This is a genomic window from Stenotrophomonas sepilia, from assembly GCF_003244875.1.
Taxonomy (GTDB): Bacteria; Pseudomonadota; Gammaproteobacteria; order Xanthomonadales; family Xanthomonadaceae; genus Stenotrophomonas; species Stenotrophomonas sepilia.
Genome location: NZ_LXXZ01000040.1, coordinates 19,384 through 38,137, shown reverse-complemented (window position 1 = coordinate 38,137; position 18,754 = coordinate 19,384). Strand labels below are relative to the sequence as shown.

Here is an 18,754-nt window from a genome sequence, read left to right as displayed (position 1 = left end):
CGGCTTGAATCGCCCTGCCCCAGCCGCCACTCTATGACCTGCCTTGGATGCTGCGCAAACATCGCCAGCGCCTTGTCCCATCTACCTTTTCGCGAGTTTACATGAGCACCAGCCTGCCCTCCCGCCACCAGCGCCTCGTCATCCTCGGTTCCGGACCGGCCGGCTGGACCGCCGCCGTCTACGCCGCCCGTGCCAACCTGAAGCCGGTCGTCATCACCGGCCTGCAGCAGGGTGGCCAGCTGATGACCACCACCGAGGTGGACAACTGGCCGGGTGACGCCCACGGCCTGATGGGCCCGGACCTGATGGCGCGCATGCAGGCGCACGCCGAGCGCTTCGAAACCGAGGTCATCTTCGACCATATCCACACCGCCGACCTGTCGCAGCGCCCGTTCAAGCTGATCGGCGACAGCCACGAGTACACCTGCGACGCGCTGATCATCGCCACTGGCGCCACCGCCAAGTACCTGGGCATCCCGACCGAAGAGACCTTCAAGGGCCGCGGCGTCTCCGCCTGCGCCACGTGTGACGGCTTCTTCTACCGCGACCAGGACGTGGTCGTGGTCGGCGGCGGCAATACCGCCGTGGAAGAGGCGCTGTACCTGTCCAACATCGCCCGCAAGGTCTACCTGGTCCACCGCCGCGACACCCTGAAGGCGGAAAAGATCATGCAGGACAAGCTGTTCAGGAAGGTGGCCGAAGGCAAGATCGAGACCGTCTGGCACCACCAGGTGGAGGAAGTGCTGGGCAACGATGCCGGCGTGACTGGCGTGCGCGTAAAGTCCACCTTGGACGGCAGCACCCGCGACATCGACGCCCACGGCTTCTTCGTGGCCATCGGCCACCATCCGAACACGACCCTGTTCGACGGCCAGCTGGCGATGAACAACGGCTACCTGGAAATCCGCTCGGGCCTGGGCGGCAACGCCACCCAGACCTCGGTGGAAGGCGTGTTCGCCGCCGGCGACGTGGCCGACCAGCACTACCGCCAGGCGATCACCTCGGCCGGCTTCGGCTGCATGGCCGCGCTGGACGCCGAGCGCTACCTGGACGCGCAGGGGAAGGCCAGCTGAAGCGCTGGTTATGCTCTGTAGAGTCGAGCCATGCTCGACTCAGGCAAGGCCGACGCGAAAGCGTCGGCCTTTCTCGTTACATCCCTGCGGCAGCCGTATTCTCAGGCAAGCCATTTCGATCAGGGCCGCCCTCATTGGCAACACAACGAACGGTGTGAGGCACGGGCTGCGACTTGACCCCATCCGCATCCAACACGAGCGTCTCCCAGCCGAGCGCCCCCACGCTGTTGCGACCGCAGCTGAGCTGCATCCTGCTGGGCTGGTCAGGCGAATCGATGACCACCGTCCGTCCGCTGCAGCTCCACCCTGGTGGGCAAAGCGTATTGTGGGTGATCAGGCTGATCGGGAATTGCGGATGGCCCGCAAACGCCACGTCCACCTCGCGCGAGTCGCCGGATGGAACGTCGACATCCGCGATCGGCTGCCCGGACAGCGGCTCACACGTCTTTCCCGTTGCCACAGGCGATAGCCCTTCTCCACGCCTTTCATCGACGCCGAGCGGAAGACGGGGTCCTGCAGTGCCGCCACATCATCAGGATTGGAGTGGTAGGCGGTTTCGATGATCACCGAGGGCATCTTCCCAATGCGGTTCTCGCCGTGCCTGGCCGAGGTCGAACTCTCGCGAATCGGGAAATCCCGATAGCCCGGTTGCGCTCGGATGATTTCACGCATCCCACAGAGGATGCTATCCGCTAGCGCCTTGTCCTGCGGTTTGTCCTGATGATAGTAGACCTCGGTTCCACGCAGACTGGCTGAATCGCTGCCATTGGTGTGCAGGCTCAGCATCACATCCACACCCAGATGGTTTGCGTAGTTGGGGCGAGCCCGTATGTCCTCTTCCTTTTCGCGAGCAGACTCTGGGCTGTTCGGAAACTCATTCCACATGTCGGTGCGTTCGGGGAAAAGAGCCTTCAGGTGGTAGCGGGATGACATGTGCTCCCATGGCTTCCCGGACTCCGGATGGAGTTCCGTGGAGCGGCTCCGTGCCCGGTGCACCGTCAAGCCGCTACGTTGTTCGATCAATCCTTGCAGTTCGTCGCCAAACAGTGGACTCAGCGTGTCTTCCTGAATGCCCAGAGGCGCCGGCCGCTGAAACTTCCATTCTCTACTGGGATGCAAGCTGATGTAGCCATGGCTTGCTGATACCAAAGCTGAGGTATGCGTCGATCTCGCCCGCGCCTGCGGCGGAACGGCGAGATCCTCCGGGTAGTACTCCTCAAGAGTTTTTCCGTCGAATAGGAAATCAATGTCGTTCACAATCAGTCCTGACTTTTCGGCATAGAACCTCAACGAGGACGCCATCGGAATCAGGAAGAGCTCGTCATAACCCCGATCGGGGCCAGGAAGATATCCAGGCCCAAAGCTGATCACCATTGATCTTGCCTTCGCATTGAGACGGATGCTGACGCTGACGTGTCGCAGCTCACCCCTCTCCTGCAAATGACGCGTCAACTGGCTCCCAACTTCACGCTCCAACAGCGCAACCACCTCCGCGTAGGCACCCGGATCCTCAAGCACTTCTGCTGGCTGATCTCCAAAAGCCAAAACAGGAAACGCAAAGATCAGGCCGCACGCGACCACGGCAGTTGCAAGCTTCAATCCCTTCATTGTTCATTTCTCCAAGTGGTTGGATGCGCGCCAGTCATGCAGCGCCCCGCCACCCTGCCGACCCATGCGCCCGCGATTCCGCACCCAGCGCACACGGATGGAGATTTCAAATTTCCCTCATCCCCAACCGGAACAAACCAACCCAGCCCCGCCAGCACCGTTCGCGATCCACCTGGCCTATCCTTGCCAACCATGCCCTCCGCCCGCTTCCTCGACTCCCTGCAGTCCATTCCCGCCACCGACTGGGACGCCCTGCACGACGGCCAGAATCCGTTCGTCAGCCACGTCTTCCTCTCAGGCCTGGAACAGCACGGCTGCCTGCGCGAGGACTGGGGCTGGCAACCCCGGCACTTCACGCTTTGGGAGGGCGAGCGCCTGATCGGCGCCATTCCGGGCTACCTGAAGACCAACTCCCACGGCGAATTCGTGTTCGACCATGCCTGGGCCAACGCCTATGCCCGGCATGGCCGCGACTACTACCCGAAGTGGCTGGGCGCGGTGCCGTACTCGCCGGTCACCGGGCCGCGCCTGCTGGCCCGTCACGATTCAGAGCGCACCACGCTGCTGTCGGCGTTGCGCGACGCACTGCCAGCACTGGAGGTGTCATCGGCCCATATCAACTTCCACACCGCAGTGGACGAGGCCCTGTTCGGCGATGACTGGCTGCTGCGCGAGGACGTGCAGTTCCAGTGGCAGAACCCGGGTGACTGGGCGACATTCGAGCAGTTCCTCGGTGCGATGAACCACAAGCATCGGAAGAACATCCGCCAGGAACGGGCCAAGGTCACCCGCCAGGGCATCAGCTTCCGCGTGGTACACGGCGATGAAGCCGGCCGCGCCGACCTGCAGGCGATGTACCGCTTCTACCTGCAGACCTTCCTTGAGTACGGCAATGCCCCGGCGCTGACCGAGGCCTTCCTGCGCCATCTGGCCATTTCATTGGGACGCGGGCTGGTGCTGTTCCTGGCCGAGCAGGAAGGCCAGCCGATTGCCGGCGCACTTTGCCTGCGCGGTGGTGACACGCTGTACGGTCGCTACTGGGGCGGCGCCACATTGCCCGGCCTGCATTTCGAAGCCTGCTACTACCAGGGCATCGAATACTGCCTGCGCGAAGGCCTGAGCCGTTTCGAGCCGGGCGCCCAGGGCGAGCACAAACTGGCGCGCGGCTTCCTGCCAGCACTGGTGCGCAGTCGGCATTGGGTGGCCGACGCGGATTTCGCCGAGGCGTTGCAGGAGTGGTGCCGGCAGGAGCGGCGCGATGTGCGGCGGTACCGGCAGGAGCTGCTGGGGCACAGCCCATTTCGCGCGGACGGGTGACCAGCCAACCAGGGTTGGCATCTACCGCGGCATTCGCGCGGGGCCGCGACGACTACAATGCCGGCATGACCCGTCAGCTGCCCTGGCGCCTGGCCGATGCGCCGGACGCGCCCTTCCCTCCGGCCGAGACCGCCCTGCGCCAGCCCGACGGCCTGCTCGCGGTGGGTGGCGATCTGCATCCAGCGCGCCTGCTCAACGCCTACGCCGGCGGCATCTTTCCGTGGTTCAGCGAGGGCGAGCCGATCCTGTGGTGGTCGCCTGATCCGCGCATGGTGTTCCGCACCGATGGCGTGCACCTGTCCAGCCGCTTCCGCCGCCAGCTGCGCGGTAGCACGTGGGAGGTCACCGCCGACACCGCCTTCAGCCAGGTGATGCGCGCCTGTGCGGCGGCACCTCGGCCCGGCCAGGACGGCACCTGGATCAGCCCGGCGATGGTCGAGGCCTACAGCCAGTTGCACGATCTCGGCTTCGCCCATTCGTTCGAAGTCTGGGACCGTCAGTCGCTGGTCGGCGGCATCTACGGAGTGGCCATCGGGTCGATGTTCTTCGGCGAGAGCATGTTCAGCGGCGCCAGCGGGGGTTCCAAGATCGCGCTGGCGGCACTGGCGTCCACGATTCACGGCTGGGGCTGGGAGCTGATCGACGCCCAGGTGGAAAATCCGCACCTGCTGCGGATGGGCGCCGAACACCTGCCGCGCTCGGAATTCCTGCAGCACGTGCGCCAGGCCGTGCGCCATGACGGCCGTGAAGGCTCGTGGACACAGGCCGTCGGACGCTTGCCAGCCCGGCATTTGGCCGGCGGTTAACACAAACTTTGCAAGCTGGGCCGGTCACGCGTAAAATACCGCGCCTTAGGCCCAGCGTGGCCGTTTTCTGAACCGCACAGGACTACATGTCGAAAGACGATTCCATCGAGTTCGAGGGCACCGTCAGCGAGACGCTGCCGAACACCACTTTCCGCGTTCGTCTGGAAAATGGGCACGAAATCATCGCCCACATCTCCGGCCGCATGCGCAAGAACTACATCCGCATCCTCACCGGTGACCGGGTCAAGGTTGAAATGACCCCGTACGACCTGACAAAGGGTCGTATCACCTACCGCATGAAGTAAGCGGTCGGCGCGCTGCGCCATTTCGACAAGGCCAGCCCTGGTTGCTGGCCTTTTGTCATGCCTGCAATCCGGCCCTGCCGGAGGTCATCGTGACCGAACTCACCGTGACGTCGGTCAGCCCTGCTTGCGGCAGATTCGCATCTGCATCCGTGGCGGCATCGTAGGACCCGATCCAGTCCGGATCGCCATCCCCTGCCCCGCCATGAACATGCTCCCGCTGACCGCTCTGCTCGTCGCCCTTGCCGTGTCCGCCAGCGCAGCGCCCGTGCACGCCGCCGATACTCTTTCCACCTCCAGTGACTGCGTCCAGCTGGGCAGCGACCAGCAACTGGTGCGCGCCGGCGCCTCGCGCAACATCCTGCTGCGCAATGGCCAGGACCACTACGTCGTGCATTTCCAGGACGACTGCTCGGCGGCAGGCTACTCGCGGAAACTGAGCTTCGCTACGGACGGCCAGCAGGGTCTGCTGTGCGCTGCCGGCCGCAGCCAGCTGAACACCGATTCCAGCCGCTGCATCGTGTCGCAGATCGAACCAGTTGACGAGGCAACCTTCAAGAAGAAAGCCCGCCAGCGCAGCCGCTGACGTCGCGTACAACAAGGGCGGCCGAAGCCGCCCTTGTCATTTCAGGTCCGCCGAAACCGGCCGGGGGTCAGTTCATTCCACCGTGACCGGCAGCAGGCGCTCCGGTTCGGCCTGGGTTTCGACCACCAGCTCGTCGTCGCGCACATCGATGCTCACCTTGCCGCCGTTGACCAGCTTGCCGAACAGCAGCTCGTCGGCCAGCGGACGCTTGATCCTGTCCTGGATCACCCGGGCCATCGGACGCGCACCCATCAGCGGGTCGAAGCCGTGGTGGGCCAGCCAGTCGCGCGCGGTCGGCGTGGCCGACAGGCTGACGTGCTTGTCCTGCAGCAGCATCTCCAGCTCGATCAGGAACTTGTCGACCACGCGCAGGATGTGCTCGAAGCCCAGCGCCTGGAACTGCACCACCGCGTCGAGGCGGTTGCGGAATTCCGGGGTGAAGCTGCGGCGGATGGTCTCCATCGCGTCGGTGGCGTGGTCCTGCTTGGTGAAGCCGATCGAGCGCCGCGAGGCCTGCGCCGCACCTGCATTGGTGGTCATCACCAGCACCACGTTCTTGAAGTTGGCCTCGCGACCGTTGGTATCAGTCAGCACGCCGCGATCCATCACCTGCAACAGGATGTTGAAGATGTCCGGGTGCGCCTTCTCGATTTCGTCCAGCAGCAGCACGCAGTGCGGCGTCTTGACGATCTTCTCGGTCAGCAGGCCGCCCTGATCGAAGCCGACGTAGCCTGGAGGGGCACCGATCAGGCGGCTGATCGAATGCGGCTCCATGTACTCGGACATGTCGAAGCGGACCAGCTCGATGCCCAGCTGCAGCGCCAGCTGCTTGGTCACCTCGGTCTTGCCAACACCGGTCGGGCCGGCGAACAGGAAGTTGCCGATCGGCTTTTCCGGATTGCCCAGGCCCGAGCGTGCCAGCTTGATTGCCGAGGACAGCGTCTCGATGGCCGGGTCCTGGCCGAAGATCACCATCTTCAGGTTGCGCTCCAGGTGCTGCAGCACATCCTTGTCGGTGGCACTGACCTGCTTGGTCGGGATGCGCGCCATCTTGGCGACGATCGCCTCCACTTCCTCGACGTCGATCAGCTCCTTGCGCTGCCCTTCCGGCAGCAGGCGCTGGCGGGCACCGGCCTCGTCGATCACATCGATGGCCTTGTCCGGCAGCAGGCGGTCGCCGATGTGCTTCACCGACAGGTCCACCGCCGCCTGCAGCGCCTCGTCGGAGTAAGTCACGCCGTGGTGCAGCTCGTACTTGGACTTCAGGCCCTGCAGGATCTCGTAGGTCTCGCCAACGGTCGGCTCGACGATGTCGATCTTCTGGAAGCGGCGGGCCAGTGCCCGGTCCTTCTCGAAGATGCCGCGGTATTCCTGGAAAGTGGTCGAACCGATGCAGCGCAGCTCGCCGGAGGCCAGGGCCGGCTTGATCAGGTTGGACGCATCCATGGTGCCGCCCGAGGCCGAGCCGGCGCCGATGATGGTGTGGATCTCGTCGATGAACAGCACTGCGTTGGGCACCTTCTTCAGCGCGGTCAACACACCCTTCAGGCGCTTCTCGAAGTCGCCACGGTACTTGGTGCCGGCCACCAGCGCGCCCAGGTCGAGCGAATAGATCACCGCGTCGGCAAGCACGTCGGGCACCGAGCCCTCGACGATGCGGCGGGCCAGGCCCTCGGCGATGGCGGTCTTGCCCACGCCGGCCTCGCCCACGTACAGCGGATTGTTCTTGCGGCGACGGCACAGGACCTGGATGGTGCGCTCGATCTCGTCACCACGACCGACCAGGGGATCGATGCGGCCGGACCGGGCCTGTTCGTTGAGGTTGCTGGCGAACTCGGTCAGGGCATCACCCTTCGGCTCACCCTCCCCGCCTTCCATGCGGCCCTCGCCGTCGGAGGAGGAGGACGGCTGCTCGCCTTCCTCGCCCAGCTTGGCGATGCCGTGGGACAGGTAATTGACCACATCCAGCCGGGTCACATCCTGCTGGTTGAGGTAGTAGACGGCGTGGGAGTCCTTCTCGCCGAAGATGGCGACCAGCACGTTGGCGCCGGTGACCTCCTTCTTGCCCGAGGACTGCACGTGGTACACGGCCCGCTGCAGCACGCGCTGGAAGCCCAGGGTCGGCTGGGTATCGCGACCGTCATCTTCGGCCAGGCGCGACACTGAGGCCTCGATGGCCTGCTCCAGCTCCTGGCGCAGGCGTTCGGCGTCGGCACCACAGGCTTTCAGGACGGCCTGGGCGGACGGATTGTCGAGCAGTGCCAACAGCAGGTGTTCGACCGTCATGAACTCATGCCGGGCCTCACGGGCGCGCTTGTAGCACTGGCCGATGGTGTGTTCGAGGTCTTTGCTGAACATGGATTACTCCGGCGGCAGATGGGAACAATATGCGGCCTGACTACGCGATTTCCATCACCCTAGCGGATTGCTGCGTTCAGATGGCGTTAGCACTGCAGAACGCTTGATCTTCGTTCACTCCAGAAGACCTCAACCGGCATGAGCGAACCCTACCTGAGCCGCTGGCGATTGCGGCGTGATGGCCCGGCCATCGAAACGGCCCATGCCCGGCTCTGGCCGGTGCTGACCGCTGCCGGCACGCCGGCGATGCTGAAGATCAGCAGCGAAACCGAGGAACAGAACAGCCACCGCCTCCTGCGCTGGTGGGACGGCGACGGCGCTGCCCGCCTGCTGGCCCACGCCGGGCCGGCGATCCTGATCGAGCGTGCCGGCGGCGACTCGCTGCGGCAACGCTCGATCGAGGGCGACGATGAGGCCTGCACCACGATCCTGTGCCAGGTCCTGCAACGGCTGCACCGGCCACGGAGCGCGCCGCCAGCGGAACTGGTCTGCCTGCGTACATGGTTCGCCGATCTGCTGCAGCCAAGGGCTGCGCTGCCGCCACTGCTGGAACAGTGCAGATCACTGGCGGAGGGGTTGCTGCAGGAAGAGCGCGAGGTCCGGCCCCTGCATGGCGACCTGCACCACGACAACGTGCTCGATTTCGGCGCGCGCGGCTGGCTGGCGATCGACCCGAAGCGGTTGCTGGGCGACCGTGCGTTCGACTACACGACGATGTTCAGCAATCCGGATCTCTGTGGCCCGGGCATCCACGTGGCCACGCGGCCGGAGCGGTTTGCTGCCCGGCTGGAACAGGTCAGCGCACTGGCCGGCCTGGAACGCACGCGCCTGCTGCGCTGGATCGCAGCCAGCGCGGGGCTGTCGGCAGTGTGGTTCTGGGATGGCGGCGACCCGGCCGACGTGGACGAGGCGGTGGCGCGGATGGCGCTGGAGGCGCTGGCGGAGAGCTGAGACCCGCGCTTGGCAGGTGCCTACCTTGCTGGGGGCGCTCCATCCACGATCGATACAGGCCTCTGCTTTGGTAGGTGCCCACCTTGGTGGGCACACTGGGTCCGGGATCGTTGTGCCCGGACGCGAATCGGCAGCCGGTCAGGCCTTTTCCATTGTGCACAGCAGCGGATGCTGGTTCATCCGCGAGTACTCGTTGACCTGGGCAACCTTGGTCTCGGCTACTTCGCGGGTGAAGACACCGCAGACGCCGCGGCCGCGGGTATGAACGTGCAGCATCACCTGGGTGGCCTTGTCCAGGTCCATGCTGAAGAACTGCTGCAGCACATCCACCACGAAATCCATCGGGGTGTAGTCGTCGTTGAGCAGCATCACCTGGTAGAACGGCGGCGGCGCCACTTCCGGGCGCGCGGGCTCTACGGCAACGCCGTGCTCGTGCTGGGAATCGGGGGAGGACTCATGGGGCATCCATCCATTATAGGGGCTCGGGCAGGCCTGCGTCGGCCCGCCGCAGATTGGACGGCACGCACGCCCACCGTCACAATTGCACCCTCTCCCAACACTGTTTCACAGGATCTTCATGAAAAGGACCCTTCTTCCCGCCCTGCTGATCGCGCTGGCCGCTGCCGGCTCTGCCACTGCCGCAACCAGCGCCGACAAGTCCGTGGCCCGCCATCTGGACAAGCTGGGCTATACCTACGAAGTCGACGAGGATGGCGACTACCGCATGGTGTTCGACGTCGAGGGTGACCGCACCCAGATGGTCTACGTGCGCTCGGCGGTGGAGGATTTCGGCAGCCACAACATCCGTGAGATCTGGTCGCCGGCCTACAACGCCAAGACCAAGCAGTTCCCGGTGGCCGTGGCCAACCGCCTGCTGGAGGATTCGCAGGACGCCAAGATGGGGGGCTGGGTAAAGCAGGACACCACCGCCATGTTCGTGGTCAAGATCGACGCCGATGCCACCCCGGACCAGCTCAGCGACGCCATCGATGCGGCCATCCGCACCGCCGACGCGATGGAGCTGGAGCTGACCAAGAAGGACGAGTTCTGAGTTGAACGCCACGCCGGACCCGCGCTGGGCACCGCACGCCACCGTCGCCACGGTAGTGGTTGACGGCGGCCGCGTGCTGCTGGTCGAAGAGACCATTGAAGGCCGCCAGGTGCTGAACCAGCCGGCCGGCCACCTCGAGCCAGGCGAAAGCCTGGCCGAGGCAGCCCTGCGCGAGACCCGGGAGGAAACCGGCTGGACCGTGCAGTTGACCCATTTCATCGGCTGCTACCAGTGGACTGCCGGCGACGGCACCGCCTTCCTGCGCTTCTGCTACGCAGCACACCCGGTCTCGCACGACCCGGCCCAACCACTGGACACCGGCATCGACCGCGCGCTGTGGCTGACCCCGGCCGAGCTGCAGGCCGCCGGCGAGCGCCAGCGCAGCCCGCTGGTCTGGCAGGTGGTGGCGGATTACCTGGGTGGCCAGCGCCATCCGCTTTCGCTGGTCCGGGAGGTCGCATGAGCACGCCGCGCGTGATGGTGGGCGTATCGGGTGGTGTCGACTCTTCGGTCGCCGCCTGGCGCCTGGTCCAGCAGGGCGAGGCCGTGGCCGGCCTGTTCATGCAGAACTGGGCCGACGACGGCAGCGGTGACTGCCGTGCCGAGGATGACCGCCGCGATGCGGTCGCCGTATGCGGCCTGCTCGGTATCCCGTTCCACTTCCGGGACTTTTCCAGCGAGTACTGGCAGGGCGTGTTCGAGCACTTTCTGGCCGAATACGCCGCTGGCCGCACGCCGAACCCGGACGTGCTGTGCAACCGTGAAGTGAAGTTCAAGCATTTCCTGGATGCCGCCCGCGAGCTGGGCGCCGAGCGCATCGCCACCGGCCACTATGCGCGGGTGACCCAGCGCGGCCACCAGTGGCTGCTGCTGCGCGGTGCCGACCGCTCCAAGGACCAGAGCTACTTCCTGCACCAGCTGGGCCAGGAGCAGCTGGCGGCCACCCTGTTCCCGATCGGCGACCTGGAGAAGACCGACCTGCGACGGATTGCGCGCGACGTCGGCCTGCCGACCCACGCCAAGAAGGATTCCACCGGCATCTGCTTCATCGGCGAGCGGGATTTCCGCGAATTCCTCGGCCGCTACCTGCCGGCCAGGCCCGGCCAGATCCTTGACCCGGCCGACGGCAGCGTGATCGCCGAACATCCGGGCGTGTTCTATTTCACCCTGGGCCAGCGCGAGGGCCTGAACATCGGCGGCGTACGCGGCCGCCCGGCCGCACCGTGGTACGTGGTCGGCAAGGATGTGGCCAGCAACGTGCTGTACGTCGACCAGGATCGCGACAGCCCATGGATGCTGTCCGAGCGCCTGCGCTCGGAGCCGGCGCATTGGATCTCGGGCTCGCCACCCGCGCGACGCTTCGAATGCACCGCCCAGACCCGCTACCGCCAGCCCGATGAGCCGTGTACGGTCGACGTGCTGGACGATGGCAGCGTGCTGGTCACCTTCGCGCGCCCGCAGCGTGCCGTTACCCCCGGTCAATCGCTGGTGCTGTATGACGGTGAGGTGTGCCTGGGTGGCGCGGTGATCGCCGCCACCGATGCGCCGCTGGAACAGCGCCTGCGCACCACCCCCTCCCCTTTTGAGGTAACCGCTGCATGAGTTTCACTGTCGACGACCGCGTCCTGGCCTTGGCCGGCATTGCCCAGGCCCTGCAGCAGGTACGCCGCATCGCCGATACCGGCCATTCCGACGCCGCCGCCGTGCGCACCGCCGTGGACAGCGTGTTCCGTGTCGATGCGTCCTCGCCGCAGGCGGTGTTCGGTGACCGCCATGCACTGAAGGCCGGGCTGCGCCTGCTGCACAACTATTTCCGCAACCAGGGCCAGGATCCGATCCTGCCGAAACTGGCGCTGTCGGTGCTGCAGCTGGAGCGCCGCTTTGTTCAGGATGGCGCCACCGTGAACAAGGTTGCTTCGGGCATCGAGCGTGCCCAGCTCCAGGCCACCGAACTGGGCGACAGCGGCCACCCGGATGTGCTGGCCAGCCTGGGAAGCCTGTACGCGGACACCATCAGCCACCTCAAGCCGCGGGTGATGGTGCAGGGCAACCCGCACTACCTGGGCCAGGCCGGCGTGGTGGCCGAGATCCGTGCCCTGCTGTTGGCCGCGGTGCGCTCGGCAGTGCTGTGGCGCCAGCTGGGCGGCAGCTACTGGGACTTCCTGTTCGGCCGCAAGGCGATGATCGAGGCCGTGGACCGGCAGCTGGCGTAAGGGTGTGGGGTCAGAGCCCTTTTCCACGAAAAGGGATCCGACCCCGCCGCTGCCTACCCAGGGGTCGGATCCCTTTCCGGCACGGAAAGGGCTCAGACCCCGAAGCCGCCAAGCGCCGGAAAACCGGCGCATTCAGAATGCACTTCCAAGCACATCGACGTTAAAGAGAAAGGGGGTACGGCCGATACATCCTCCGTGCACCTCCCGAGAACGTCCATGTACTCACGCATTTTCATCCGTCTGGCCGCCCCCCTGGCTCTGACCCTGCTGCTCCCCTTCGCCATCGGTTTCGAGTGGCCGGCCGCCCTGCGCTGGGCGATCCTGACCACGATGACGCTGAGCTGGCTCGGCTTTGCGTGGTGGACCACCCGCGCCCAGGCGCATCGTTCCCCGGAACATGCCCGTGTCCTGCGTGAGCAGGACCAGCTGCTGACCGAACTGCGCAACTTCGTCGGCAACGAAATCGACGGTTCGCGTGGTGAAGTGGAACGCGCCCGCGACCTTATCCGCCAGGCGGTCTCCAGCCTGGGCGGCAGCTTCGATGCGATGAACCGCAAGTCGCGCCAGCAGAGCCAGGCGCTGTCGCGCATCGTCGACCGCGCCGGCGATGAAGGCAATGCCGGCCTCGACGTTGCCCGTTTCGCCCAGCACGCCAGCCACCGCATGGAACAGCTGGTGGAAGCGCTGGAACAGGTGAGCGGCCAGAGCAGCACCACCGTGCAGCACATCGACCAGATGGCACAGCACCTGGATGGCATCTTCGCGCTGCTGGAAGACGTCAAGTCGATCGCCGACCAGACCAACCTGCTGGCGCTGAACGCCGCCATCGAAGCCGCGCGTGCCGGTGAAGCCGGCCGAGGCTTCGCGGTGGTCGCCGACGAAGTGCGCAACCTGTCCGAGCGCTCGACCACCTTCAACGAGCAGATCCGCAAGCTGGCGCACAGCTCCAAGGACGCCATCGCCAAGGTGCGCGAGACGGTCTCGCACATGGCCTCGCGTGACATGGACCGCTCCCGCGAAGCGCGCCAGGAAGCGGCGGCAATGCTCGACAACGTCGCGCAGATCAATGCCTCGCTGGGCGACGGCATGCGCGAAGTGTCCGAGTGCGCCCGCGCGATCGATGGCAGCGTGGCTGAAGCCGTGCGCGCCCTGCAGTTCGAAGACATCGCCACCCAGGCGCTGGGCGGCGTGCACACCCACCTGGACCGCCTGACCGCGATCAACCGCGAAGCGGTGGCCCTGCAGGAGCTGCTGCACCGCAATGGCGGCGTGTTCGACGAGGAGATCGCCAGCGCCCTGCAGCGCACCGGCAACCGCCTGCGCGAACTGCGCAGCGAATGGGAACGCCCGCCGCACAAGCCGGTTGCCCAGCAGAGCATGGGTGCCGGCACGGTAGAGCTGTTCTGATCCTGATGTCCGCTGCCCTCGCCGGCAGCCCGCAAGGCCCCGGTTCGTCCGGGGCCTTTGCCTGTAACCCGCCGCTGGATGCATCCTGTACGCGCACCATGACCCTGATCCGCGCCCTGCCCGCCCTCACCGACACCGAGCGCCCGCGCAACGCGAGCGTGCGTGAGCAGCTGCAAAAGCTGGAAGAGGTCGCCCGCGAGGAAATCTGCGAGCTGCAGCAGCTGGCGGACGCGCGCCCGGCGCCATCGCCGGCGGACGACGAGCTGTTGGGGCTGGCGTGGGACCTGGGGTTGGATGGCGAAGCCCTGAAGTAGATCCACGCCCTGCGTGGGTGGGGCATCCCGCATGGCATGATTGCCCGGTCCCGTCCATGGAAGACCTATGGCCATCACCCTGATCGCACTCGTGCTGTTGGAGACCGTCCTCCTGATGGCCTGGGTGGCCGGCTATTTCAGCTGCGGCATCACCCTGTTCAACGAACGCATCGCGGCGCCGCCGGCCATGCAGGCCCGGCTCTCGCTGGGCAGCCTGGAGCGTGACCTGCCGCAGGACAAGTGGCTGCGGCTGGCCTTCCATGCGCTGCCCGATGGCAGCATGGCGTTCCGCGAGAGCTTCGCGCCGAGCTTCGGCCTGCGCTACTTCCCGGTGATGCGTGGACGCATCGTGCTCAACGCACGGCGGCACGAGGTGCGGGTGATCGGACTGTGCAGCTGGTTCGTGGCCATCCTGTCGCTGCTGCTGTTGCCGCTGGTGGCGATGCGCCCGATGGTGGCGCCCATGCTGCTGGTGCTGCCACTGTTCCTGGCCAGCTATCTGGTGCAGAAGCGGCGCTATGCGGCCATTGTCGAGGCGCTGCGCATGCAGTTGAAGGCGGAGTTTCCGAAATAGATCCACGCCACGCGTGGACGATGCCCCGCCATGCCAGCATTTCCGACTGTTTGCATGGACCGTGAACCATGCGCCCTTCATCGTGAAGGGGCCGATTGGGGTTCAGATCAAACCAGCCCGATGACCAGCGCCCTTCTCTGCCTCTCAGTAGCTTTGCAGCTTCCGGCAACCCCTGTCCCATTGACCGTGGATCCCGATTCCCTTGAGGCACTTCAGCAGGCGCTGAAGACGTTTGGAGCGTTCCAGCAGCCCTACTCCGCTCCGATCGATGCGTACGATCCTGAAGCGGGTGTGATCGATGCAGCAGTTGAAGTGTCCGCGGGGTGCGTGCAAGACGGCCCGCCAGTCATCATCCTTGACGATGATGCCGAACAGGCGCCGCGACGTTATCTGATCCTTGAAGCCCCGTGGCATGAGCTTCCAACGGGCGCCTTGTTGCTTGTCTCCGGAAGCAAGGCAAGCGCCATTCCGGGCGAGGAATCGAACCTGGAGCTTGCACGGGCCGAGAGCATGCTGACATTCCTCGACCTGCTGCCGGAAGATCCGGAGGGCCGGGACCACCCGGAGACCGTCTCGGCAGTCGTGGATACCGATACTTCCGCCCTCTTCACGACGAGCCTTCTGGATCAACTGCAAACCAGTACTCCAGGCTCGCCTGTTGCTGACACCATGCTGACGCTCTGGAAAGGCAGGTTCCCGGACGCATTGCTGGCACTGTGGCAGCGCGACGGTCTTGCGCGCTATCACGATGATCGACTGGCTTTGGTGAACCCTGCGGGGTACGAATCGGTGCTCGCCGACCTTCTGGCGGGCAGCCCTCTATGGGGCAAAGATGATTTCCATGTCTATGCGATCTCGCCATTCGGCCAGATGCTGATCTGTGGCGAGCGAACCGGAGTCGAACTCACGCTTGAACCCCACGAAGGTTACCTATGCGCGCCTGCAACACTGACTCTTCCAGCAAGCAACATCGACCGCGACAGACGCCTGCACGACTTCCTGCTTGCATTGGATGCTGCCGAACTGGATGTTCTGGCCGAGGACGGGGAGCCAATGTTCTGGCGAGCCCGTGAGATGTTGGGGCCGCTGGGCGACGGAGAGATTTACAGCTCGAAGGAGCCGGTGTCAGAGCACGGCTGGCGGGCTAGGTAGCCTGGTAAAACGCAAGGCGCTGGATGTGCTCGCAGAGCTTGCGCAGCGTCGCTGACGGCGGACACATCAACGGGCGAACCAGCGTGCACGCCGACCAAGGTCGGCAACTACCTGATGCTGGCTCTTTGAGTAGATCCACGCCATGCGGCAACCGTGCCGACCAACGGTCGGCACCTACCAGCGGCGGGTGGTCAGCGCACCAGCACTGCTTCGCTGCTGGCGTCGGTGCGCATCGGTAACGGACGCTGCTGACGCAGCCACTGCGCCAGGTCACGCGGGCTGAGCGGGCGCGAGTACAGGTAACCCTGGATCTCGTCGCAGCCCTGGCGGCGCAGCATGTCTTCCTCCTGGTGCGTCTCCACGCCCTCGGCCACCACCTTCATGCCCAGCGCGTGGCCCAGGTGCACGATGGCCTGGGTCACTTCGGCCGTGCCCGAATCGTGCAGCATGCCCTGCACGAAACTACGGTCGATCTTCAGCCGCCCGACCGGGAAGCGGTTGAGGTAGTTGAGGTTGGAGAAGCCGGTACCGAAGTCGTCCACCGCCAGCGGCACGCCGTGCCGTTCGAGCACGTCGAAGCAGTGGCGCAGGATGTCGGTGTCACGGATCAGCGCCGATTCGGTCAGCTCCAGCTCCAGCCGCTGCGGCGGCCAGCCGTGGGCATGGCAGATCTCGATCACACGTTCGGCGAAGCCACGGTCGCGCAGCTGCACCGCCGACACGTTGACCGCGATGCGGTCGAAGTGCAGTCCAGCCCGGTCCCAGGCGGTTGCCTGACGGCAGGCTTCGTTCAGTACCCAGTCGCCGATGCGTACGATCTCGCCGCATTTCTCGGCGATGGGAATGAACTCGGCCGGGCTGCAATAGCCGATGCCGGGGCGATGCCAGCGCAGCAGTGCTTCGATTGCCGGCGGCTCGCCCTGGTGGGCATGCAGCAGCGGTTGATAGGCCAGGCTGAACTCCTCGCGCTCGATCGCACCGTGCAGCGCGTGCTCGAGCTCCAGCCTGCGCTGGATGCGGGCCAGGGCATCCTGGCTGTAATACTGGTAGGTGTTGCGTCCGGCTTCCTTGGCCGCGTACATCGCGGCGTCGGCAGCGCGCAGCAGTGAATCGAAATCGGTCTGCGCATCACCCAGCATCGCGATGCCGACACTGGCACCGACCTTCAGCGTGGTCTCGCCACGGCGCAGCGGCTCGGCCAGCGAGGCGATCAGCTTGCGGGCGACATGTCCCGCATCCTCGGGCTCAGCCAGGTCGCGCAGTACGACGATGAACTCGTCGCCGCTGAAACGGCCAAACAGATCATTGTTGCGCAGGTTCTGGTGCAGGCGGGTCGCGGCAGCCTTCAGCAGCGCATCACCCGTGGCGTGGCCGAAGCTGTCGTTGATGGTCTTGAAGCCGTTCAGGTCGATGAACAGCATCGCCAACGAGGTGCCGCGATCACGCGCCTCCTCGATGGCCTCGGCGGTCTGTTCGCCGAGCAGCACGCGATTGGGCAGGCCGGTCAGCAGGTCGTAGTGGGCCAGCAGTTCAATGCGCTCGTTGGCCTCGCGCTCGCGGGTGATATCACGGAAAAGCACCACGAAGCGCGGCGGCAGTCCGTCACGACGATCCAGCTCGATCAGCACCTGCACCCAGACACGCAGGCCGGACTGGCGGTAGAAGCACAGGTCCAGCTGCTCGGGCAGGCCGCCGTTGGCGATGCGGGCCAGTGCCGCCTCGAACGCATCGCGCGAGTCTTCGGTATACAGCGCCATCGCCTGATCGAGGGTGATCGGCTCCTTGCGCAGGCCGTGGATGCGATAGCATTCCTCGGTCCATTGCATGCTCCGGGTCTGCACCTCGATCTCGCAGCCGCCGATGCGGCCCAGCGCGGAAACCCGGTTCAGCAGTTCGGTGCGCCAGCGAATCAACGCGTCGGTCTGGTGCTGTTCGGTGATGTTCTGCACCTGGCCGAGCAGGCGCTTGGGCTGCCCGTCCATGTCCAGCAGCGGCTGCATCCACAGCCGCAGGTGCTGTGATGGCTCATGGCCACGGGTCAGCTCCAGCTCGAGATTGGCGGCACGACCATCGCGCCACAGCCGCCGCCATGCCGCACGCAACGCGCCACGCGAGCGCGGATGCAGCTGCTTCAGCCAGCGCCGCTGGCCGGGCACGGCGCCGTGCTCCAGCGCCAGCAGCGATCGCAGTTCCGGCGACCACCAGAAGTGCCCGCTGTTGGGGTCGAACGACCAGCTGCCCATGCTGGCGATGCGCTGGGCCTCGCTCAGGTGCAGCTGCTGTTCCTGCAGCAGCGATTCGAGCTGCTTCTGCTGCTCGATATCGGTATGCGTGCCGACCATGCGCAGCGGCTGGCCATCAGCGGTGCGCGCGACCACGCGGCCGCGATCCAGCACCCAACGCCACTGGCCATCGGCCTGGCGGAAGCGGAACTGTGCACTGTACTGCTCACTGCGCCCGCGCAGGTGCTCGTCGAGCGCGGCACGCACCTGGTCGATGTCCTCGCTGTGCACGCGCGACAGCAGTTCGGTGGCCGTCTCGTCGCCCAGCGCCGGCGTGCGCGCCACCCGGTCACTGGGGATGTCCCAGTCCCACAGGCTATGACCGGCGCTGTCCAGTGCCAGTTCCCAGCGCCCACCCCCATCGACCGGCACCGGCTCGGGAATGCTCAGGGTGAACGCCAGCAGGTTGCCGGCACCGTCATGCACGGCGCGCAGGTGGCCGTCGTAGTGGCCGCGCGGGCCGCCTGGCAGCGTGCAGGGCACGATGCCGCCATCGGCGGCCATCAGGCGTAGATCTTCCAGCATTGGCGCATAGGCAGCCACGGTGGCCGGCAGGCCATGCTCGCGCGCGGCCGGATTGGCCGCCAGCGGGCGCCCGGTACGGTCGACGATGACCAGCGCCGACGCAAGCGGGTGCTGCAGCAGGCTGGCGATGATCCCTTGGTCCACGCGATCTTGCTCCGGATGACTCGCCCGTCAGCGGGGCACGCAGTGGTTAACGGCGCCTGCGGCGGATAATTGAGTGGTGACGGCACGCTGC

At 65.8% G+C, this 18,754-nt stretch carries 18 protein-coding genes; 14 read left to right on the top strand and 4 right to left on the bottom strand.

Translation table 11 applies throughout. The features are described 5' to 3' along the window. Window positions 1-101: 101 nt before the first annotated feature. The gene (trxB, locus tag A7X97_RS06685; RefSeq protein WP_005416486.1) at window positions 102-1,073 is read left to right on the top strand and encodes a thioredoxin-disulfide reductase; all 972 of its coding nucleotides are present in this window, start codon (window positions 102-104) and stop codon (window positions 1,071-1,073) included. A gap of 333 nt (window positions 1,074-1,406) precedes the next feature. On the opposite strand, the gene A7X97_RS06680 is transcribed toward trxB, so the two are convergent. Beyond that, window positions 1,407-2,681 carry an N-acetylmuramoyl-L-alanine amidase family protein gene (locus A7X97_RS06680; RefSeq protein WP_245884963.1) on the bottom strand — a complete coding sequence of 425 codons (1,275 nt, stop codon included), beginning with the start codon at window positions 2,679-2,681 and terminating at the stop codon, window positions 1,407-1,409. Between the two features lie 192 nt (window positions 2,682-2,873). Here A7X97_RS06680 and A7X97_RS06675 point away from each other — a divergent pair, with 192 nt between their 5' ends. From A7X97_RS06675 to A7X97_RS06660, 4 genes are all read left to right on the top strand, one after another. After that, entirely contained in the window at window positions 2,874-3,998 is a 1,125-nt protein-coding gene (locus A7X97_RS06675) for a GNAT family N-acetyltransferase (protein WP_088497503.1), read from the top strand. 65 nt (window positions 3,999-4,063) lie between these two features. After that, window positions 4,064-4,804, top strand: coding sequence for a leucyl/phenylalanyl-tRNA--protein transferase (gene aat / locus A7X97_RS06670; RefSeq protein WP_088497515.1), 741 nt, complete (start codon window positions 4,064-4,066; stop codon window positions 4,802-4,804). A gap of 86 nt (window positions 4,805-4,890) precedes the next feature. After that, window positions 4,891-5,109 (top strand): translation initiation factor IF-1, encoded by a 219-nt coding sequence (infA, locus tag A7X97_RS06665; RefSeq protein WP_005409596.1) that lies wholly within the window; start codon window positions 4,891-4,893, stop codon window positions 5,107-5,109. 202 nt (window positions 5,110-5,311) lie between these two features. Beyond that, a complete protein-coding gene (locus A7X97_RS06660) occupies window positions 5,312-5,692 on the top strand; it encodes a hypothetical protein (RefSeq protein ID WP_049460780.1) in 381 nt (126 codons plus the stop codon). A 72-nt stretch (window positions 5,693-5,764) separates the two neighbouring features. Here A7X97_RS06660 and clpA read toward each other — a convergent pair whose 3' ends face one another. Continuing rightward, window positions 5,765-8,050, bottom strand: coding sequence for an ATP-dependent Clp protease ATP-binding subunit ClpA (gene clpA, locus A7X97_RS06655; protein ID WP_065178564.1), 2,286 nt, complete (start codon window positions 8,048-8,050; stop codon window positions 5,765-5,767). 138 nt (window positions 8,051-8,188) lie between these two features. Between clpA and A7X97_RS06650 the strand changes: the two genes are divergently transcribed. Further along, entirely contained in the window at window positions 8,189-9,001 is an 813-nt protein-coding gene (locus tag A7X97_RS06650; RefSeq protein WP_075075982.1) for an APH(6) family putative aminoglycoside O-phosphotransferase, read from the top strand. Between the two features lie 138 nt (window positions 9,002-9,139). Here A7X97_RS06650 and clpS read toward each other — a convergent pair whose 3' ends face one another. After that, window positions 9,140-9,466 (bottom strand): ATP-dependent Clp protease adapter ClpS, encoded by a 327-nt coding sequence (gene clpS / locus A7X97_RS06645; RefSeq protein WP_005416477.1) that lies wholly within the window; start codon window positions 9,464-9,466, stop codon window positions 9,140-9,142. 112 nt (window positions 9,467-9,578) lie between these two features. Here clpS and A7X97_RS06640 point away from each other — a divergent pair, with 112 nt between their 5' ends. From A7X97_RS06640 to A7X97_RS06605, 8 genes are all read left to right on the top strand, one after another. Further along, a complete protein-coding gene (locus A7X97_RS06640; protein WP_005416476.1) occupies window positions 9,579-10,052 on the top strand; it encodes a hypothetical protein in 474 nt (157 codons plus the stop codon). Window position 10,053: 1 nt separating this feature from the next. Then, on the top strand, window positions 10,054-10,515 hold the full coding sequence (locus A7X97_RS06635; RefSeq protein ID WP_049460786.1) for an NUDIX hydrolase: 462 nt from the start codon (window positions 10,054-10,056) through the stop codon (window positions 10,513-10,515). After that, window positions 10,512-11,654 carry a tRNA 2-thiouridine(34) synthase MnmA gene (gene mnmA, locus A7X97_RS06630; protein ID WP_075075983.1) on the top strand — a complete coding sequence of 381 codons (1,143 nt, stop codon included), beginning with the start codon at window positions 10,512-10,514 and terminating at the stop codon, window positions 11,652-11,654. The genes A7X97_RS06635 and mnmA overlap by 4 nt, the downstream gene beginning before the upstream one ends. Then, on the top strand, window positions 11,651-12,265 hold the full coding sequence (gene hflD, locus A7X97_RS06625) for a high frequency lysogenization protein HflD (RefSeq protein WP_075075984.1): 615 nt from the start codon (window positions 11,651-11,653) through the stop codon (window positions 12,263-12,265). The genes mnmA and hflD overlap by 4 nt, the downstream gene beginning before the upstream one ends. 216 nt (window positions 12,266-12,481) lie before the next feature. Continuing rightward, on the top strand, window positions 12,482-13,672 hold the full coding sequence (locus tag A7X97_RS06620) for a methyl-accepting chemotaxis protein (protein ID WP_014647075.1): 1,191 nt from the start codon (window positions 12,482-12,484) through the stop codon (window positions 13,670-13,672). A 98-nt stretch (window positions 13,673-13,770) separates the two neighbouring features. After that, window positions 13,771-13,986 carry a hypothetical protein gene (locus A7X97_RS06615; RefSeq protein ID WP_049461083.1) on the top strand — a complete coding sequence of 72 codons (216 nt, stop codon included), beginning with the start codon at window positions 13,771-13,773 and terminating at the stop codon, window positions 13,984-13,986. Between the two features lie 67 nt (window positions 13,987-14,053). After that, window positions 14,054-14,560, top strand: a complete 507-nt coding sequence (locus A7X97_RS06610) for a hypothetical protein (protein WP_075075985.1) — start codon at window positions 14,054-14,056, stop codon at window positions 14,558-14,560. A gap of 120 nt (window positions 14,561-14,680) precedes the next feature. Then, window positions 14,681-15,712: a GAD-like domain-containing protein gene (locus A7X97_RS06605; protein ID WP_075075986.1), complete on the top strand. Its 1,032-nt coding sequence runs from the start codon at window positions 14,681-14,683 to the stop codon at window positions 15,710-15,712. Between the two features lie 191 nt (window positions 15,713-15,903). Here A7X97_RS06605 and A7X97_RS06600 read toward each other — a convergent pair whose 3' ends face one another. Continuing rightward, complete coding sequence (locus A7X97_RS06600; protein WP_111007706.1) at window positions 15,904-18,663, bottom strand: bifunctional diguanylate cyclase/phosphodiesterase; 2,760 nt, start codon at window positions 18,661-18,663, stop codon at window positions 15,904-15,906. Window positions 18,664-18,754: the final 91 nt, after the last annotated feature.

What these genes read in the sequence shown, in the direction of transcription:
- A7X97_RS06620 (WP_014647075.1), top strand. Translation starts at nt 12,482, where the DNA reads ATGTACTCACGCATTTTCATCCGTCTGGCCGCCCCCCTGGCTCTGACC.
- A7X97_RS06675 (WP_088497503.1), top strand. Translation starts at nt 2,874, where the DNA reads ATGCCCTCCGCCCGCTTCCTCGACTCCCTGCAGTCCATTCCCGCCACC.
- A7X97_RS06660 (WP_049460780.1), top strand. Translation starts at nt 5,312, where the DNA reads ATGAACATGCTCCCGCTGACCGCTCTGCTCGTCGCCCTTGCCGTGTCC.
- A7X97_RS06615 (WP_049461083.1), top strand. Translation starts at nt 13,771, where the DNA reads ATGACCCTGATCCGCGCCCTGCCCGCCCTCACCGACACCGAGCGCCCG.
- A7X97_RS06640 (WP_005416476.1), top strand. Translation starts at nt 9,579, where the DNA reads ATGAAAAGGACCCTTCTTCCCGCCCTGCTGATCGCGCTGGCCGCTGCC.
- A7X97_RS06610 (WP_075075985.1), top strand. Translation starts at nt 14,054, where the DNA reads ATGGCCATCACCCTGATCGCACTCGTGCTGTTGGAGACCGTCCTCCTG.
- hflD (WP_075075984.1), top strand. Translation starts at nt 11,651, where the DNA reads ATGAGTTTCACTGTCGACGACCGCGTCCTGGCCTTGGCCGGCATTGCC.
- clpA (WP_065178564.1), bottom strand. Translation starts at nt 8,050, where the DNA reads ATGTTCAGCAAAGACCTCGAACACACCATCGGCCAGTGCTACAAGCGC.
- A7X97_RS06680 (WP_245884963.1), bottom strand. Translation starts at nt 2,681, where the DNA reads ATGAAGGGATTGAAGCTTGCAACTGCCGTGGTCGCGTGCGGCCTGATC.
- mnmA (WP_075075983.1), top strand. Translation starts at nt 10,512, where the DNA reads ATGAGCACGCCGCGCGTGATGGTGGGCGTATCGGGTGGTGTCGACTCT.
- trxB (WP_005416486.1), top strand. Translation starts at nt 102, where the DNA reads ATGAGCACCAGCCTGCCCTCCCGCCACCAGCGCCTCGTCATCCTCGGT.
- clpS (WP_005416477.1), bottom strand. Translation starts at nt 9,466, where the DNA reads ATGCCCCATGAGTCCTCCCCCGATTCCCAGCACGAGCACGGCGTTGCC.
- aat (WP_088497515.1), top strand. Translation starts at nt 4,064, where the DNA reads ATGACCCGTCAGCTGCCCTGGCGCCTGGCCGATGCGCCGGACGCGCCC.
- A7X97_RS06650 (WP_075075982.1), top strand. Translation starts at nt 8,189, where the DNA reads ATGAGCGAACCCTACCTGAGCCGCTGGCGATTGCGGCGTGATGGCCCG.
- infA (WP_005409596.1), top strand. Translation starts at nt 4,891, where the DNA reads ATGTCGAAAGACGATTCCATCGAGTTCGAGGGCACCGTCAGCGAGACG.
- A7X97_RS06605 (WP_075075986.1), top strand. Translation starts at nt 14,681, where the DNA reads ATGACCAGCGCCCTTCTCTGCCTCTCAGTAGCTTTGCAGCTTCCGGCA.